Genomic DNA, 17,819 nt, shown 5'->3' with positions numbered 1-17,819 from the left:
CTCTCCATAAAAGAAATTTGATTAGCTCAAATTGTTTTGCTGGCATCAATTTTGATGTCCAAAATTTTTGTTTCGTTCACTAACCGAAGTTAGCTTAGAAACTATATTGATTACGTCTTGCTTGTTCAGTTTTCAAGGTTCATTTTGTTTCGTTTAGTGCGTCACCTCTTGGCGACTCATTAATAATATCAAGATTCATAAACTATGTCAACACTTTCTCTTAAAAAAATAAAATAGTTTTTAATATCATACTATCACCCTTATATTAAGCCAATAAAATAAGGCAGTCACAATGTTTAGTGACTGCCTTATTAACACTTTCATTATTCTATTCATTTGTAATGATTCTTGAAATATAAAAAGTACGGTTTTTTCCTAAATCGAATATTTCACCAGTAATACTTAGTTTAATAATCGGACGAGTTGGTGCATATCTGTTTACAAACATAACTTCTCCTCGTTCTAGATTAGAAAGTTCAATAATTGTTCCAATAGGTAAGTCTGCCACTACATCGATTAATGCTCTTACTACTTTAATATCAAACTTTCCAAACTCAGACTCATTAATCATTTCGATTACTTTAAATGATGATTGCTTAGCTCGATAGACGCGCTCACATGTCATCGCATGAAAAACATCAGCAACCGCTATAATCTGTGCAAAAATAGAGATATTAGCGATTTTCTCACCCTTTGGATAGCCGCTGCCGTTTAGGCGCTCATGGTGCTGGAATATAGCTTCTTTTATAGTATCTTTTAAGATTGTTAAATCCTTTATCATATTATAACTATAAATAGGGTGTTTATAAATCTCTGAAAACTCTTGTTCAGTTAAAGTTGTTTTTTTATCTCGAATACGCGGATGAATTTTTGCCATTCCGCAATCTGCTAATAAACCACCAATGGCAATTTGAATCGTTAACCCTTTATCATAGCCTAATTTTTGCGCAATGACCGAAGAAATTAATGCTGTTCCTACACAATGATGATATAAATAATCTTTCGGATTCGAATACTCGTTTAAATTAAAAATAATCGTACGATCTTCTAATACCATATCTAATAATGGCAATAGGATTGTACGCGCTTTTGTAATATCTACCTTTGCTCCTGCTTCCCAATTTTTAAACTCTTTTTTAAATTGGTCAACGGAATTACTGTATACTTTTTTAAAGGTTGGGACTGCTTCTGGTTGGATAGCAACATCAATTTCTTTTTCACTCTCCACTGAAACATCCTTTAAATTATCTTTATATACAGGAGCTCTTGAAATATTAAAAGCACTAAAAACTTGCAAATGCTCATGTGATACGACTGTATCCTTAAAGATAATTGGATATTGTGTATTGGCAAAAATATCTTCAGAAATAACTTTTCCTAAGCGTAATTCTGAAATGGGGACAAGTACCGTTTCCACGAAATTAAACACCTCTTTACTATTTCACTTACTTTATTTAAGGTCTAAATATATATTATCACGAATTTCAAAATTATTACTTATTTTTCATGATATATAATAAAAACCGATGCGCGCAGCCACAAGTGCTGTCGTCATCGGCTTTTTTGTTATTCTTCTATTTGTTCATCTTCATCAGATGGATCTTCGTCTTCTTTTTCAACCTTCGCAACCGTAGCAACTAATTCATCATCACCTAAACGAATTAATCGAACACCTTGCGTGCTACGACCGATTAATGAAATATCATTCACGTCCATGCGGATCAGCATTCCATTAATAGTAATAAGCATTAAATCTTCAGAACCATCAACCGTTTTAACAGCTACCATAGGACCGTTTTTATCAGTAATTTGGATTGTTTTTAAACCAACGCCACCGCGACTTTGTAAACGATACTCTTCTTCGGTTGTACGTTTACCATAGCCTTTTTCGGTAACAACTAAAATTTCCTGTCCTGGTTCAACAATTTCCATGCCAACTACTTCGTCACCTTCACGAAGTTTAATACCACGGACACCACCTGCTGTACGGCCCATTGAACGAATGTCCTCTTCTTGGAAGCGCACAAGCATTCCATCACGCGTTCCGATAATAACTTGCTTTTGCCCATCCGTTAAACGAACAGCAATTAAGTCATCATCTTCTCGTAAACTAATCGCAATTAAGCCATTCGTACGTATATTAGCAAATTGTGATACAGGCGTACGCTTCGTAATACCTGTTTTCGTCGTAAAGATAAAGTAAGCATCCTTGTCAAATGAGTCAACACGAATCATTGCCGTTACTTTTTCACCTTTATCGATGTTCAGTAAGTTCACGATTGGTAACCCTTTAGCTGTACGACCATACTCAGGAATTTCATAGCCTTTTGCACGGAATACTTTGCCCTTAGTTGTGAAGAATAAAATAGTATCATGCGTAGATGTATTCATAAGATGTTCTACGAAGTCATCTTCGTTTGTACCCATTCCTTGTACACCACGGCCACCACGCTTTTGACTGCGGTATGTATTGGCAGCTAAGCGCTTAATATAGCCATTATGTGTTAAAGTAACAACTGAATTTTCTACAGGAATTAAATCTTCATCTTCAATCATTTCCATTCCGCCAGAAGTAATCTCTGTGCGTCGAGCATCATTGAAGCGCTCTTTCACTTCTAATATTTCAGTACGAATAATCTCAACAATTTTAGCTTCATCCGCTAAGATCGCTTTTAACTCCGTGATTAGCACTTGCAATTCTTGATATTCCGCTTCAATTTTTTCTCTTTCTAATCCACTTAAACGTACTAAACGCATATCTAAAATTGCTTGCGCCTGACGTTCAGATAAATTAAATCGCTCCATCAATTGCGGTTTTGCTTCTTCACCACTACGAGAACCACGAATAATCGCAATAATTTCATCGATATGGTCTAGGGCAATGCGTAAGCCCTCTAAAATGTGTGCACGATCTTCCGCTTTCTTTAAATCAAATTCAGTACGACGGCGAATAATGACCTTCTGATGCTCTAAATAATGATAAAGCATCTCTTTTAAGCCCATTACTTTAGGCTGCCCATTTACTAACGACAGCATATTAACACCGAAGCTTGATTGCATTGCAGTTTGCTTATATAGATTATTTAATACGACATTTGCATTAGCATCTTTTCGCACTTCAATAACTACTCGCATACCACGGCGGTCAGATTCATCACGTAAATTTGTAATGCCATCGATTTTTTTATCGCGAACGAGCTCAGCAATTTTTTCGATTAATTTCGCTTTATTTACTTGGTAAGGTAATTCATGAATAAGAATTGTTTCTTTACCATTTGATTTTTGTTCGATTTCTACTTTAGCTCGAATAACAATGGAGCCACGTCCAGTTTCATAAGCACGGCGAATACCACTGCGTCCTAAAATTAATCCACCAGTAGGGAAATCTGGTCCTGGAACAATTTCCATCAATTCTTCAGTCGTAATGGCAGGATTTTCGGATAATGCTAACACCCCGTCAATCGTTTCCCCTAGATTGTGTGGAGGAATGTTCGTTGCCATACCAACTGCTATCCCAGCTGCACCATTTACTAATAAGTTTGGATAGCGACTTGGTAAAACGACTGGTTCTTTTTCAGAGCCATCATAGTTATCTGTATAGTCAATTGTATTTTTATTAATATCACGCAGCATTTCCATAGCAATGCGAGACATACGTGATTCGGTATAACGCATCGCTGCCGCTCCGTCGCCATCGACAGAACCAAAGTTCCCGTGACCATCAACTAGCATATAACGATAACTAAAATCTTGCGCCATACGTACCATTGCATCATAAATAGAGGAGTCACCATGTGGATGGTACTTACCCATTACATCCCCAACAATACGTGCTGATTTTTTATACGCTTTATCTGCTGTATTCCCCAGCTCCTGCATGCCGTATAAAATACGACGATGAACGGGTTTTAATCCATCGCGTACATCTGGTAATGCACGCGAAACGATTACACTCATAGCATAATCGAGGAAAGATGTTTCGATTTCTTCTGTTATATTAACTCCTTTTACTCCGGAGCGTTCTTGTTCTGACAAAGTGTAGACCTCCCCTCAAGAAAAATTAAATATCTAAATTAGCGTATACCGCATTTTCTTCAATAAACTGACGACGAGGTTCTACTTCATCGCCCATTAAACGTTCAAAAGCTTCGTTCGCTTTAATTGCGTCATCTAACTCAACTTGCAATAATGTGCGGTGCTCAGGATCCATTGTTGTTTCCCAAAGTTGCTCTGCGTTCATTTCCCCAAGACCTTTATAACGTTGCACAACAGGCTTTGGCATACTTGATAGTCTTCCTAAAATCTCTTGTAGCGCTATATCGTCATAGCAATATTCTACATGCTTACCTTGCTTCACTTGATAAAGCGGTGGCTGTGCAATATAAATATAACCAGCATCTATTAGAGGGCGTAGGAAACGGAAGAAGAATGTTAAAAGTAACGTACGGATATGAGCTCCATCTACGTCGGCATCCGTCATAATAATGATTTTATGATAACGAGCTTTTTCTAAATTAAATTCTTCACCAATACCAGTACCGAACGCTGTAATCATTGCTCGAATTTCTGCATTGGACAATATTTTATCTAATCGGGCTTTTTCAACGTTCAAAATTTTACCACGCAACGGTAAAATTGCTTGGAAATGACGGTCACGTCCAGATTTTGCTGAACCACCGGCAGAGTCACCCTCTACAATATAAATTTCACATTCAGCTGGATTAGTAGAAGAACAATCAGCTAATTTACCAGGTAAGCTTGATACTTCAAGAGCAGACTTACGGCGTGTAAATTCACGAGCTTTCTTCGCAGCTACACGTGCGCGGGCTGCCATTAAACCTTTATCAATGATTTTACGCGCTACAGTTGGATTTTCTAACATGAAGCGTTCAAAACCATCTGAGAATAAAGCGTTCGTAATTTGGCTCACTTCCGAGTTACCAAGCTTTGTTTTCGTTTGTCCTTCAAACTGTGGATCAGGGTGCTTAACAGATACAATAGCCGTTAACCCTTCGCGCACGTCTTCACCTGTAAGGTTCGTATCAGCCTCTTTTAACAAACCATTTTTGCGTGCGTAATCATTAATAACACGCGTAAGTGCTGTTTTAAAGCCCGATTCGTGCGTACCACCTTCGTACGTATTAATGTTATTAGCGAATGAGAAAATATTCGATGAAAAACCAGCGTTATATTGCATAGCAATTTCAATTGAAATACCATCCTTTTCACCAAGAACATCAATTGGTTCATGGATTGGCTCTTTCGATTTGTTTAAGTGCTCTACGTAAGAACGAATACCACCTTCATAATGATATGTAGTAGAACGCACTTCATCTTCACGCTCATCTGCAATTGTTATGCGGATACCACGATTTAAATAAGCCAATTCGCGAATACGATGTGCTAAAATATCGTATTCATAAACAGTTGTTTCTTTAAATATTTCTGGGTCTGCTTTGAAACGAGTAGTTGTTCCGTTATGATCTGTTTCTCCAATAACAGTTAGCGCTTGTTTCGTTTGACCACGCTCAAATTTAATTTCGTGAATTTGACCTTCACGATGCACTTGAACAATTGTCTCAACTGATAAAGCATTTACAACAGATGCCCCTACACCATGAAGACCACCAGATACTTTGTAACCTCCACCGCCGAATTTACCACCTGCATGGAGTACAGTCATAATGACTTCAACTGCTGGTTTACCCATTTTTTCTTGAATACTTACAGGAATACCTCGCCCGTTATCTTCTACACGAATCCAGTTATCTTTTTCAATCGTAACTGAAATATCCGTACAAAAGCCTGCAAGTGCTTCATCTATACTGTTATCTACTATTTCCCACACCAAATGGTGAAGTCCTTTAGAGCTTGTTGAACCGATATACATCCCCGGTCTTTTACGAACCGCTTCTAAACCTTCTAATACCTGTATCTGATCGGCTTCATACGCTTGATCTTGTAAACCTTCGTTTTCTATAGCCACGGCTTCCATCTACTCCTTCATAACATCGTTGTGTGTAAATGAATGAACAGTCAACCGAGCTGACTATTACCATTCTTTTATAATCTAAAAAACTCCCTGGCTAACTTTCTTCAATCGCACCTTGTTTCACGTGGAACAGCTGTGCATGTTCCATCGTTTCATGATGAATACCATCCACACTTGTAGTCGTTACAAACGTTTGGACTTCACCTTGAATGGTATTTAATAAGTGCGATTGGCGATAATCGTCGAGTTCCGACAATACATCGTCTAAAAGTAGAATGGGTGTTTCATTTGTTTCTTGTTTAATTAACTCAATTTCGGCGAGTTTTAATGACAATGCTGTTGTACGTTGCTGCCCTTGGGAGCCATATGTTTGCACATCATAATCATTCACTAAAAATTGTAAATCATCACGATGTGGTCCTACTAGCGTGACACCACGATCAAATTCACGATCCTTAACCTCTACTAGCTTTTTAAGCAATTGATCTTCAATTTCACTCGTCGTATGCCCTTTATCAATACCAGCTACGGTGCGGTATTTAATCATGAGCCTTTCCTTGCCTTGTGAAATTCCAGCATGGATTGGTTCTGCCCACTCCTGCAATAAATCCATAAATTGAAATCTTTTTCGAATAATTTGGGTAGCTGCATGAATATACTGCTCATTATAAACATCATACATCACGTCATTTGCCATTATTTTACCCTGATTCATCTTCAAATAATGATTACGCTGTTTTAAAATCTTTTGAAAGGTTAATAAATCATGTAAGTAGACTGGCGAAATTTGCCCAATCTCCATATCAATAAATCGTCGGCGTATTTGCGGACTGCCTTTAACAACATTCAAATCTTCTGGCGCAAACATTACTACGTTCATCTGACCAATATAATGACTAAGGCGACTTTGTTCAATATGATTAATCTTACCTTTTTTGCCCTTTTTCGTAATAGTAAGCTCTATCGGTAAAATACCATGTCTTTTTTGAACGGCCCCTTCTATTTTACCATAGTCTGAATCCCAACGTATCAATTCTTTATCGTTCGTTGTGCGATGTGATTTTGCCATCGCTAATACGTAGATTGATTCCATAACATTTGTTTTACCTTGAGCATTTTCACCAATAAATACATTTATTTTTGGAGAGAAATTTAGCGTCAAAGCATCATAATTACGGTAATTTGTAAGTTTTAACTGCTCTATATGCATAATTTATTGTCCAGTTGGCCCAACAATTCGGAACCGGCCACATCCAGGGATATTTACAACATCTCCGTTACGTAATTTGCGACCACGGCGATCATCTACCTCGCCATTTACGTAAACATCATTTTCGTGTAAAAACCATTTGGCCATGCCTCCTGAGCTAATAGCATCGGTCATTTTTAAAAGTTGCCCTAACGTGACAAACTCAACATCGATTTCAATGTCTTTCATAGATGTGTTACCCTCCAAATACAGAATGTCTATCTCTCTATCATACCTAAAAATGCTCGATAAGTAAAAAAAGATAGCCGCAACTAGCGACTATCCGAAAGTTTATTAACTCAAGTTAGTTTTATTTCTCCCTAAACGGGGTAACAAATAAAGCAAAAGCTAATTAATATGTGCGAACTGGTAAAATCAATTGTAAAATGGCATCATCATGAACCGAACGTAAAATAAACGGTCTCATTGCGCCTGTAAATTGGATTACTACATCTTGGCCATCAATTGCTTTCAATGCTTCCATCATGTATTTTGCGCTAAAGGAAATTTTTAAGCTATCCCCTTCTAATGCTTCTACAGGTATTTCTTCTTGTACTTTACCAATCTCCGGAGAATTCGATGAAACTTCAACCGCTTGATTGTCTAAAATTTCAAATCGTACGACATTATTACGATCACCTCGTGCTACAAGGGATGCACGATCAATGGCTTGTAATAATGCTTTACCGTTAATCGTCACGTTTGTTTGATATTCATCTGGAATTAAACGTGATGTATCTGGATAGTTTCCTTCAAGCAAGCGAGAGAAGAATAGAACATCGCCTGTTTTAAATAATACTTGCTGACTTGTAATAACAATTTGTACAAGGTTTGTAGAATCTTCTAATACTTTATTTAATTCATTCAAACTTTTACCAGGAATGACTACACTATGTTCCACTTCTGGTAATTCTTCTAATTGCACCTTACGTCTTGCTAAACGATGACTATCTGTTGCAACACAGATTAATGTTTCATTTTTGATCTGCCAGTTTACACCTGTCAACACCGGTCTGCTTTCAGAAGTAGCAACGGCAAATACTGTTTCACGGATAATTGATTTCAGTAGGTCTGCAGGTATAGTAAATTTTTGATCCTCTGTTAATTCAGGTAGCAAAGGATATTCAGCAGCATCAGAGCCAATTAAATGGAATTCTGATTTACCTGAACGAATATGCGTTTGGAAACCTGTTGTTACTTGGATTTCAACCTCATTTGTTGGTAATTTACGTACGATTTCATTGAACATACGTGCTTGTACAACAATTGAACCAGTTTCTGCAATGTGAATAATTTGTTGTCCATCTTCTTCTACTGGGATAAATGTTTGGATTGTAATATCAGCATCACTACCAGTTAGACGAATTCCTTCGTTTGTTACATCCATTTTGATCCCTGTTAATATCGGAATAGTCGTTTTAGAACTTACGGCTTTCATGACATCATTTAAACCCTCTAGTAAACGGTCACGTAAAATATCAAATTTCATTTCTTTTCCCTCACATATTTATATTATTTATTTATTAAAATATAAAAGATATAGTAATAGGCCCTGTGGATTTGTGGATAAGTGTCTTTATGTGAATAAAATCAGTCTATCCACATGTAGATAGACTGTGTATAAGTTTGTGTTTAAATATTTGAGTTGTCCACAAGATTATTTCCCTAGCATGCTCCGTATTTGTTTAATATCTTGTTGAAGTTGCGTGTCATTTTTCAACATAGAAGATATTTTTTCATGCGCATGAATGACAGTAGTATGGTCGCGACCACCAAATTCTTCGCCAATTTTCGGCAGCGAGAAATCTGTTAATTCGCGTGATAAAAACATCGCAATTTGTCGAGGAAAGGCGATTAGCTTTGTACGTTTTTTAGCTGAAAAATCTTCTAAACGAATATTAAAGTGCTCTCCTACGGCATTTTGAATATCTAAAATCGTGACAGTTCTTGGCTTCGAATTCGGAATTATATCTTTTAACGCTTCTGCGGCCAATGTAGCAGTAATATCTTTATTGACTAGTGATGAGTACGCTACGACGCGAATAAGCGCACCTTCAAGCTCCCGGATATTGGAGTCAATCTGGTTCGCGATATAGAGCATTACTTCGTTAGGTACATCTAAACCGTCTGCTTTTGCCTTTTTGCGAAGAATAGCAATACGTGTTTCTAAATCCGGAGGTGCTATATCTGTAATAAGCCCCCATTCAAATCGAGAACGTAAGCGATCTTCCAAAGTAGGAATTTCCTTTGGTGGACGGTCACTTGAAATGACAATTTGTTTGGATTCCTCATGCAATGTGTTAAACGTATGGAAAAATTCTTCTTGTGTAGATTCTTTTCCAGCAAGGAATTGAATATCATCAATTAGCAGTACATCTACATTACGATATTTGTTGCGAAAATCGAGTGCTTTATTATCACGAATAGAGTTAATAAATTCATTTGTAAACTTTTCTGATGATAAATACACGACTTTTGCATTTGGATTATGTTCTAACACATAATGGCCAATTGCGTGCATTAAATGCGTTTTGCCAAGCCCTACTCCCCCATATATAAAGAATGGGTTATATGCCTTTGCAGGGGCTTCTGCGACAGCTAATGATGCAGCATGCGCAAAGCGGTTTCCAGAGCCAATAACGAACGTATCAAATGTATATTTCGGATTTAACATCCCTGGTGAAATATCATGTTGGTCGTCATTTTTAGCTTGGATAATCGGCGCTGGTAAGTCAAAATCGTCCGAATCCTGGTTTTTTTGAACAACAAATTTAATAAGCAAGTCTTCGCCTGTTAGCTCCGTTAATATACCTGTAATCAAATGAATATAATGATTTTCAAGCCAGTCCCGAGCAAACGAATTTGGCGCGGCAATTGTCACGGTTGAACCACTTCCATTGTAAGAAAGTAATTTTGTAGACTTTAGCCACGTTTCAAAGCTTGGTTTAGAAATTTTTTGTTCAACTTGAGCCAGGACATTATTCCATAATTCTTCTAAATGTTCCAAGCTGCTATTCTCCTTTACAGTTCAATACATATACAGCAATAAAAAATAAAGTGCATTTATGATAAGTAAATACGTTCATTTTACGACTAATCCACAAAATCACAAGCTGTGGATAATAGTTAACCAAAGGCTGTGATAAAAATTATCCACAGCATATCAACAGTTGTGGATAAAAGATTAGTTCGTTTTAGTTTTCAACAAAGTGAAGCACAGTTATCGTATCAGAAAAACAAAGCTATTTCAATAGTTTATGAAACTTATCCACATAACTTTAATTTACCCACTTTCAAGTTGTCCACAAGCACTGCTTATGTGAAAAAGCTGTAGATAACGGTTGTGGATAAAAAATAATGCAAAAAATACTATACACAGGTCTGTGTAAAAAAAACAAGTATTCTGTGGATAATTTAAAAGAGAGGAAAGGGAAAGATAGAATAGCTGGATTGAAAGAAATTTATAAAATACATTGACAAAATAGCTAATTACTTTATATAATATGCAGGTCTGTATGTTGAAAAATTCAACTTTCATTCAGGAGGTGTCTATATACAATGAAACGTACTTACCAACCAAAGAAACGTAAGCACAGCAAAGTTCACGGTTTCCGCGCACGTATGAGCACGAAAAACGGTCGCAAAGTTCTTGCTGCTCGTCGTCGTAAAGGAAGAAAAGTTTTATCAGCATAAAATAAGTCCACTGAGCCACATCAGTGGTCTTTTTTTTCTTTATTTTTTGAAGCCGATAAGGATCAAAAGAATAATTAGTAGCAGGTGAAAGTCATGAAAAAACGCCAACGAGTGAAAAAGAATGAAGATTTTCAAAAGGTGTTTAAAAAAGGTAAGTCTTTCGCAAATCGTCAGTTTGTTGTTTATTTTTTACCGAAAGAGGGACAAACGGAATTTCGCGTAGGTTTATCAGTTAGTAAAAAACTAGGCAATGCGGTAACACGCAACCAAATTAAACGTTATATTCGACAAAGTATTCATGAGTTAAAAGATGAAATAAAGCCGAATATGGACTATGTTATTATCGCCAGACATCCGGCGGCCACTATGGATTTTCATGAAGTGAAACAAAGTTTGCAGCATGTACTACGAATTGCTAGAGTATTGAGGAAATCGTAATACATACGGCAACCTAAGTGGCGGTAAAATACACTTTTAAAAAGATTCCACAACTACTTATGTAAAATTAGTTAACAGCTTTACTGCATGTGCATAGAAGATTTGGCATATTTAGTAGAGTGAAAGCTAATTTGCATGTTAAAATAACTGATAACTTTATTCAGTCGAAAATAAAATTGAATAGAGACAATGCATATAGATTTTAGAAAAGTGAATAGTATTTGTAGGGGGAAGACGGTTGAAAAAACAACTTTGGGTAATTTTGTCGCTAGTATCAGTAGCATTACTGCTATCTGGATGTACAGAATTTAACGAACCAATATCCAAAGATAGCCAAGGCTTCTGGAATGAATTCATTGTTTGGCCGTTAGTATCAGCGATAAAATATTTTGCTGATTTACTTGGTACGTATGCATGGGGAATTATTGCCGTAACGATTATTATTCGTTTAGCGATTCTTCCGTTGATGATTAAACAAACAAAGAGCTCGAAAAAAATGCAAGAAATTCAGCCGAAATTGAAGGAATTGCAGAAGAAGTATGCTTCTAAGGATGCACAAACACAGAAACAATATCAGCAAGAAATGATGAAGCTGATGAGTGAGTCTGGCGTAAACCCAGTTGCTGGATGTTTACCAGTAATCATTCAAATGCCGATTTTAATGGGTTTCTATCACGCAATTAGCCGAATGAATGCTACAGCTGCTTTTGATTTAGGGAATTTCTTTATTTTCCCATTAGCAGATCCGGCGCCAGCATTGGCAATCATAGCTGGTATCATGCAATTTATCGTTTTACGTACGGGCCCAGCAATGGATAACCCTCAAATGAAAATTATGATGTATATTATGCCTGTCATGATTATCGGTTTTGGTATAGCTTTACCAGCAGCATTATCACTATATTGGGTAATCGGGAACATTATCTCGATTCTTCAAAACCTTTATATTTATAAACCTTGGCAAAAAAATAAAACACAACCTGCTCAAAATGGAGGGGCTAAAAAGTGAAACAACTTACGCAAATAGGCGCAACAACACAAGAAGCGATCTCATTGGCGTTACAGAAACTTGGCAAAACCCGTGAACAAGTAGATGTTGAAGTTTTACAAGAAGGCAAAAAAGGATTTTTAGGTTTTGGAGCACGTTCTGCAGAAGTGCGTGTGACTGTTAAAGAAGTACAAGTTCGTCCAACAACAGAAGTCGCTGCGCAAGATGACACGGTTAAGACTGAATGGAACGAACAAAAAGTAGTGGAAGACGTTGAAATAGTAAGTTCACAAGTTTCAGAACAACCAATGAACATCGAAGCTGTCCAACAAGACGTAAAAGAGGCGAAAAAAGAGGAAGAAGATAACGCTGTTAATCCAATTGACGAAGCAAAAGCTTACTTAGTTAGTATTGCAGAGCAATTAGATATTCAAGATCTTGAAATTGAAACGACGCGAGAAGGTAAAAATGTGCTGTTTCAATTAAAAAGTGAAAAGGCAGCGCTATTAATAGGGAAACGTGGTCAAACGTTAAATTCCTTACAGCAATTAACGCAACTTGTCTTAAATAAAACTGCTAAACAGTTCTTAATGGTCAAATTAGATGTCGAAAACTACAGAGAACGTCGCCAAGTTGCTTTAGAGCAATTGGCGGATCGTATGGCTGATAAGGCACTTCGATTAAATCAACGTGTGGCATTCGAGCCGATGCAATCATACGAAAGAAAAATTATTCATAATCAATTAGCGAATCGCCTTGATATTGAAACATATTCAGAAGGCACAGAACCAAATCGCTATTTAGTTATTGAACCAGTAAAGCACGCTTAGACGTACTTTACGATCATGCATACAGACATATGCTATGATAAACGGTCATTTTATCGTTGGGATAAAGTGACCGTTTTTTGCTGTCTGGAAAGCTGGAATAGAAATGTGTCAGGACGATAAGTCGTAATTTGTCGGATATTGTGAGTGTTAAGTTAAACGCAATTAAAAGATAATTTAATTATCCACAATTGGCAATTATCCTTACTTTAGATTTTGTTGAAAATATGTTAGTCTAAGATGTTAGAAAGTGTTGCTCGGTTTTAATTATCCACATGTGGATAACGTTAAGGAGGTAATGAAATGGAGTTCGATACAATTGCTGCGATATCCACACCGATGGGTGAAGGTGCTATTGCCATAGTTCGTTTAAGTGGGGATGAAGCAGTAGCCATTGCAGATAAAATATTTAAAGCGCCTAGTGGGAAAAGTTTAACGAAGCAGGCATCACATACAATCCATTATGGACATTTAGTGGATCCTAAAACAAATGAGGTAGTAGAGGAAGTAATGCTATCGTTAATGCGAGGACCGAAGACGTTCACGCGTGAGGATGTAGTAGAGATTAACTGCCATGGAGGACTTGTATCAGTTAATCGCGTATTAAAATTAGTATTAACGAATGGGGCAAGACTTGCCGAGCCAGGAGAATTTACAAAACGGGCGTTTTTAAATGGTCGTATTGATTTATCGCAGGCCGAAGCGGTAATGGATTTAATTCGAGCGAAGACAGATCGTGCGATGAATGTAGCGCTTGGTCAAATGGATGGGAAATTATCTCGCCTTATCGGTGATTTACGCCAAGCATTACTAGAGACTTTAGCGCAAGTAGAGGTTAATATAGATTATCCAGAGTATGATGATGTAGAAGAAATGACTGTGCCGGTATTACTCGAAAAATGTACATGGGTACGTGATGAAATCATTAAACTTTTACAAACATCTTCTCAGGGCAAAATTTTACGTGAAGGTTTATCGACTGTTATTTTAGGTCGACCAAATGTAGGGAAATCTTCACTATTAAATAGTTTAGTGCAAGAAAATAAAGCGATTGTGACAGATATAGCAGGTACAACTCGTGATATTATAGAAGAGTATGTAAATGTACGTGGCGTACCACTACGTTTAGTTGATACAGCCGGTATTCGCGAAACAGAAGATATTGTCGAGCGAATTGGGGTTGAACGTTCCCGTGAAGCGCTACGTGGCGCAGATTTAATTTTATTCGTTTTAAACTATGCGGATGAGTTAACGATTGAGGATGAACGTCTCTTCGAAACAATTGAGGCGATGGATTATATCGTCATTGTCAATAAAACAGATTTACCGCAAAAAATCGATTTAGCACGTGTGAAAGAATTGGCAGGTCATCATCGCATTGTGACGACGTCTCTTTTACAAGAAGAAGGCATAGCAGAGTTAGAGGAAGCAATTGCTGCATTATTCTTCGAGGGTCAAATCGAAGCGGGCGATTTAACATATGTATCAAATGCACGCCATATTGCATTACTGCACCAAGCGCAGGCGACAGTAGAGGACGCATTAGCTGGAGCTCAAGCGGGTGTACCGGTTGATATGGTGCAAATAGATGTAACAAGAACGTGGGAGATACTTGGTGAAATTATTGGCGATACGATGCAAGAAAGCCTAATTAATCAGCTATTTTCACAGTTCTGTTTAGGGAAATAATTCTACTAGAGAAGGGAAGATACGAGCATGCCAACACAATATGAGGCAGGCACGTTTGATGTAATTGTTATTGGAGCAGGACATGCAGGCGCAGAAGCTGCGTATGCGAGTGCCAAAATGGGCGCAAACACGCTCATGTTAACAATTAATTTAGATATGATTGCATTTATGCCATGTAACCCATCCATTGGTGGTCCTGCAAAAGGGATTGTCGTACGTGAAATTGACGCACTAGGTGGCGTCATGGGGAAAGTCATTGATAAAACGCATATTCAAATGCGTATGTTGAATACAGGGAAAGGTCCAGCAGTACGTGCATTACGTGCACAAGCGGACAAAGTACTATACCAACATGAAATGAAACGTGTGTTAGAAGAAAATGAAAACTTAACGATTCATCAAGCAATGGTGGAAGAACTTATTATAGAAGATGGCGAAGTAAAAGGTGTGATTACCCAAATTGGCGCTATTTATCGTGCCGATGCAGTAATCGTTACAACAGGTACATTCCTTCGTGGTGAAATTATAATTGGTGACATGAAATATTCAAGTGGTCCAAATAACCAACAGCCTTCTATTCGCTTAGCAGATAATTTAAAAGAATTAGGTTTTGACCTTGTACGCTTTAAAACAGGTACACCACCTCGTGTTAATAGCCGTACAATCGATTATTCGAAAACAGAAATACAACCAGGGGATGATGTACCACGTGCATTTAGTTTTGAAACAACTGAATTCATCATGGATCAACTTCCTTGTTGGTTAACTTATACAAGCCCTCAAACACATGAAATTATTGAGGCGAATTTACATCTTTCACCAATGTATTCAGGTATGATTAAAGGAACTGGCCCGCGCTATTGTCCTTCAATAGAAGATAAAGTTGTGCGATTTAATGATAAGCCGCGCCACCAAATTTTCTTAGAGCCAGAAGGTCGCAATACAAGAGAAGTGTATGTGCAAGGTCTATCAACTAGCTTACCTGAGCATGTACAACAACGTTTACTAAAATCAATTCCAGGTTTAGAACAAGCTGAAATGATGCGTGCAGGTTATGCTATTGAGTATGATGCTATTGTACCAACGCAATTATGGCCAACGTTAGAAACAAAACGCATTAAAGGTTTATATACAGCTGGTCAAATTAACGGAACATCAGGTTATGAAGAGGCTGCTGCACAAGGCTTAATGGCAGGGATGAATGCTGCTGCTAATGTTCTTGGTAAAGAAGAGCTGATTTTAAGCCGTTCAGAAGCTTATATTGGTGTATTAATCGATGATTTAGTAACAAAAGGTACGAATGAGCCTTATCGTCTCCTAACATCTCGTGCAGAATACCGTTTACTACTGCGTCATGATAATGCAGATTTACGTTTAGTAGAACACGGTTATAGAATGGGCATGTTATCAGAACAACGTTACGAAAAATTCATGGAGAAAAAAGCGCTAATTGAAAATGAAATTGCCCGCCTTCGTGAAGTCATTATTAAGCCAAATGAAGTAACACAAGCTACTATTCGTTCAGTAGGTGGTAGTGAACTAAAAGATGGCATCCGTGGCGCAGATTTATTAAAACGTACGGAAATGCACTATGATTTAGTAGCGTCATTAATACCAGCTGATATTGAATTTTCAGAGGAAGTAAAAGAGCAAATTGAAATTCAGCTAAAATATGAAGGCTATATTGAAAAGGCATTGCAACAAGTTGAAAAGCTTCATAAAATGGAAAATAAAAAAATACCAGAAAACATCGATTATGATGCCATTTCAGGTCTTGCAACAGAAGCACGACAAAAATTAAAACAAGTAACACCACTTTCTATTGCACAGGCGTCACGAATTTCAGGTGTAAACCCTGCAGACATTTCGATTTTACTAGTCTATATTGAACAAGGTAAAATCGCGCGTGTAAGTGGCGAATAATAGAGTAACAGTAAAGTGAATAAGAGGCGGGCATACCATTGTGCCCGCTTCCTATTTTTAGGCAATGTTATGCTCAAGGTTCATTGTTTGCTTCCTAATGAGCATGGCAATGAACAATCAGACAAATACTGAGCCATTTTTTAAAGGAGACCTTACATGAACGAACAACAATTTATTGAGGCATTGAAGGATAAGGGCATCGAGCTTTCTGACAAGCAAGTCGCACAGTTCAAAAAGTATTTTGAAGTGCTTGTCGAGTGGAATGAAAAAATGAACCTAACGGCTATTACCGATTTAGAAGGTGTCTATTTAAAACATTTCTATGATTCAATTAGTGCCTCGTTTTATTTTGATTTTACACAGGTAACAACGGTTTGTGATGTAGGAGCAGGAGCTGGCTTCCCAAGCATTCCAATTAAAATCTGCTTCCCACATTTACAAGTAACAATTGTAGACTCGTTAAATAAACGTATTACATTTTTAAATCATTTAAGCGAAACATTACAGCTAGATGGCATGCATTTTGTCCATGCGCGTGCAGAGGAATTTGGTCAAAATGTAACCTATCGTGAGCAATTTGATGTTGTGACAGCCCGTGCAGTAGCTCGCTTGTCTGTACTTTCAGAACTGTGTGTGCCATTGGCAAAACAGGGTGGTTATTTTGTGGCATTAAAAGCTGCGGCAGGTCCAGAAGAATTAAAAGATGCTAAAAAAGCATTGAATACTTTAGGTGTGACATTAAAAGAAGAATATTCTTTCTCTCTACCTGTTGAAGAAAGTGAACGTACTTTATATGTTTTTGATAAAATAAAAGGAACACCAAAAAAATACCCGCGTAAGCCTGGTGTACCAAATAAAACACCTATTCAATAATTAGTGTTTCATGTGAAACGTCTCAAACTGGAAAAATATTTTTTCTAGTTTGAGCATACATACTAGTTATGGATGGTTCACGCAAATGACATCTATGAACTATATACATTTTAGGAAATATAATAAATAATAATAGAATGAGACAGA

The 17,819-nt window shown here is 37.3% G+C and carries 14 protein-coding genes; 7 read left to right on the top strand and 7 right to left on the bottom strand.

Features of this window, described 5'->3' with window-relative positions:
• Positions 1-328: 328 nt before the first annotated feature.
• From ACIQXI_RS18220 to dnaA, 7 genes are all read right to left on the bottom strand, one after another.
• Positions 329-1,417 (bottom strand): HD-GYP domain-containing protein, encoded by a 1,089-nt coding sequence (locus ACIQXI_RS18220; protein WP_402927549.1) that lies wholly within the window; start codon positions 1,415-1,417, stop codon positions 329-331.
• Between the two features lie 149 nt (positions 1,418-1,566).
• Positions 1,567-4,035, bottom strand: a complete 2,469-nt coding sequence (gene gyrA / locus ACIQXI_RS18215; RefSeq protein ID WP_402927547.1) for a DNA gyrase subunit A — start codon at positions 4,033-4,035, stop codon at positions 1,567-1,569.
• A 25-nt stretch (positions 4,036-4,060) separates the two neighbouring features.
• Positions 4,061-5,995, bottom strand: coding sequence for a DNA topoisomerase (ATP-hydrolyzing) subunit B (gyrB, locus tag ACIQXI_RS18210; RefSeq protein WP_402927546.1), 1,935 nt, complete (start codon positions 5,993-5,995; stop codon positions 4,061-4,063).
• A 91-nt stretch (positions 5,996-6,086) separates the two neighbouring features.
• Positions 6,087-7,202 (bottom strand): DNA replication/repair protein RecF, encoded by a 1,116-nt coding sequence (recF, locus tag ACIQXI_RS18205; RefSeq protein ID WP_402927545.1) that lies wholly within the window; start codon positions 7,200-7,202, stop codon positions 6,087-6,089.
• A 3-nt stretch (positions 7,203-7,205) separates the two neighbouring features.
• Positions 7,206-7,430: a S4 domain-containing protein YaaA gene (gene yaaA, locus ACIQXI_RS18200; protein ID WP_024364626.1), complete on the bottom strand. Its 225-nt coding sequence runs from the start codon at positions 7,428-7,430 to the stop codon at positions 7,206-7,208.
• Between the two features lie 163 nt (positions 7,431-7,593).
• Entirely contained in the window at positions 7,594-8,730 is a 1,137-nt protein-coding gene (dnaN, locus tag ACIQXI_RS18195) for a DNA polymerase III subunit beta (protein WP_402927543.1), read from the bottom strand.
• A 168-nt stretch (positions 8,731-8,898) separates the two neighbouring features.
• Positions 8,899-10,248 carry a chromosomal replication initiator protein DnaA gene (gene dnaA / locus ACIQXI_RS18190; RefSeq protein ID WP_402927541.1) on the bottom strand — a complete coding sequence of 450 codons (1,350 nt, stop codon included), beginning with the start codon at positions 10,246-10,248 and terminating at the stop codon, positions 8,899-8,901.
• A gap of 551 nt (positions 10,249-10,799) precedes the next feature.
• On the opposite strand from dnaA, the gene rpmH reads away from it, so the two are divergent.
• The 7 genes from rpmH to rsmG all read left to right on the top strand — a co-directional run bounded on the left by rpmH (position 10,800) and on the right by rsmG (position 17,672).
• Positions 10,800-10,934, top strand: coding sequence for a 50S ribosomal protein L34 (gene rpmH, locus ACIQXI_RS18185; RefSeq protein ID WP_004233310.1), 135 nt, complete (start codon positions 10,800-10,802; stop codon positions 10,932-10,934).
• A 93-nt stretch (positions 10,935-11,027) separates the two neighbouring features.
• Positions 11,028-11,372, top strand: coding sequence for a ribonuclease P protein component (rnpA, locus tag ACIQXI_RS18180; RefSeq protein WP_402927540.1), 345 nt, complete (start codon positions 11,028-11,030; stop codon positions 11,370-11,372).
• A 238-nt stretch (positions 11,373-11,610) separates the two neighbouring features.
• Positions 11,611-12,381, top strand: coding sequence for a membrane protein insertase YidC (gene yidC, locus ACIQXI_RS18175; protein ID WP_402927538.1), 771 nt, complete (start codon positions 11,611-11,613; stop codon positions 12,379-12,381).
• A complete protein-coding gene (gene jag, locus ACIQXI_RS18170) occupies positions 12,378-13,190 on the top strand; it encodes an RNA-binding cell elongation regulator Jag/EloR (protein WP_402927537.1) in 813 nt (270 codons plus the stop codon). Before yidC ends, jag begins: the two co-directional genes overlap by 4 nt.
• A gap of 300 nt (positions 13,191-13,490) precedes the next feature.
• Positions 13,491-14,876, top strand: a complete 1,386-nt coding sequence (gene mnmE, locus ACIQXI_RS18165; protein WP_402927536.1) for a tRNA uridine-5-carboxymethylaminomethyl(34) synthesis GTPase MnmE — start codon at positions 13,491-13,493, stop codon at positions 14,874-14,876.
• A gap of 27 nt (positions 14,877-14,903) precedes the next feature.
• Positions 14,904-16,799, top strand: coding sequence for a tRNA uridine-5-carboxymethylaminomethyl(34) synthesis enzyme MnmG (gene mnmG, locus ACIQXI_RS18160; RefSeq protein ID WP_402927534.1), 1,896 nt, complete (start codon positions 14,904-14,906; stop codon positions 16,797-16,799).
• Positions 16,800-16,955: 156 nt separating this feature from the next.
• On the top strand, positions 16,956-17,672 hold the full coding sequence (gene rsmG, locus ACIQXI_RS18155) for a 16S rRNA (guanine(527)-N(7))-methyltransferase RsmG (protein WP_402927533.1): 717 nt from the start codon (positions 16,956-16,958) through the stop codon (positions 17,670-17,672).
• The last annotated feature ends 147 nt before the right edge of the window (positions 17,673-17,819 follow it).

The sequence above is a fragment of the Lysinibacillus sp. NPDC097195 genome, from assembly GCF_044762075.1.
Taxonomy (GTDB): domain Bacteria; phylum Bacillota; class Bacilli; order Bacillales_A; family Planococcaceae; genus Lysinibacillus.
Note: the sequence above shows the minus strand (reverse complement) of the source record. Positions and strands in the feature narration are given on the sequence as shown.

Excerpts from the sequence above, each read along its gene's own strand:
- gyrB (WP_402927546.1), bottom strand. The coding sequence starts at position 5,995 with ATGGAAGCCGTGGCTATAGAAAACGAAGGTTTACAAGATCAAGCGTAT.
- recF (WP_402927545.1), bottom strand. The coding sequence starts at position 7,202 with ATGCATATAGAGCAGTTAAAACTTACAAATTACCGTAATTATGATGCT.
- yaaA (WP_024364626.1), bottom strand. The coding sequence starts at position 7,430 with ATGAAAGACATTGAAATCGATGTTGAGTTTGTCACGTTAGGGCAACTT.
- dnaN (WP_402927543.1), bottom strand. The coding sequence starts at position 8,730 with ATGAAATTTGATATTTTACGTGACCGTTTACTAGAGGGTTTAAATGAT.
- rpmH (WP_004233310.1), top strand. The coding sequence starts at position 10,800 with ATGAAACGTACTTACCAACCAAAGAAACGTAAGCACAGCAAAGTTCAC.
- rnpA (WP_402927540.1), top strand. The coding sequence starts at position 11,028 with ATGAAAAAACGCCAACGAGTGAAAAAGAATGAAGATTTTCAAAAGGTG.
- mnmE (WP_402927536.1), top strand. The coding sequence starts at position 13,491 with ATGGAGTTCGATACAATTGCTGCGATATCCACACCGATGGGTGAAGGT.
- mnmG (WP_402927534.1), top strand. The coding sequence starts at position 14,904 with ATGCCAACACAATATGAGGCAGGCACGTTTGATGTAATTGTTATTGGA.
- rsmG (WP_402927533.1), top strand. The coding sequence starts at position 16,956 with ATGAACGAACAACAATTTATTGAGGCATTGAAGGATAAGGGCATCGAG.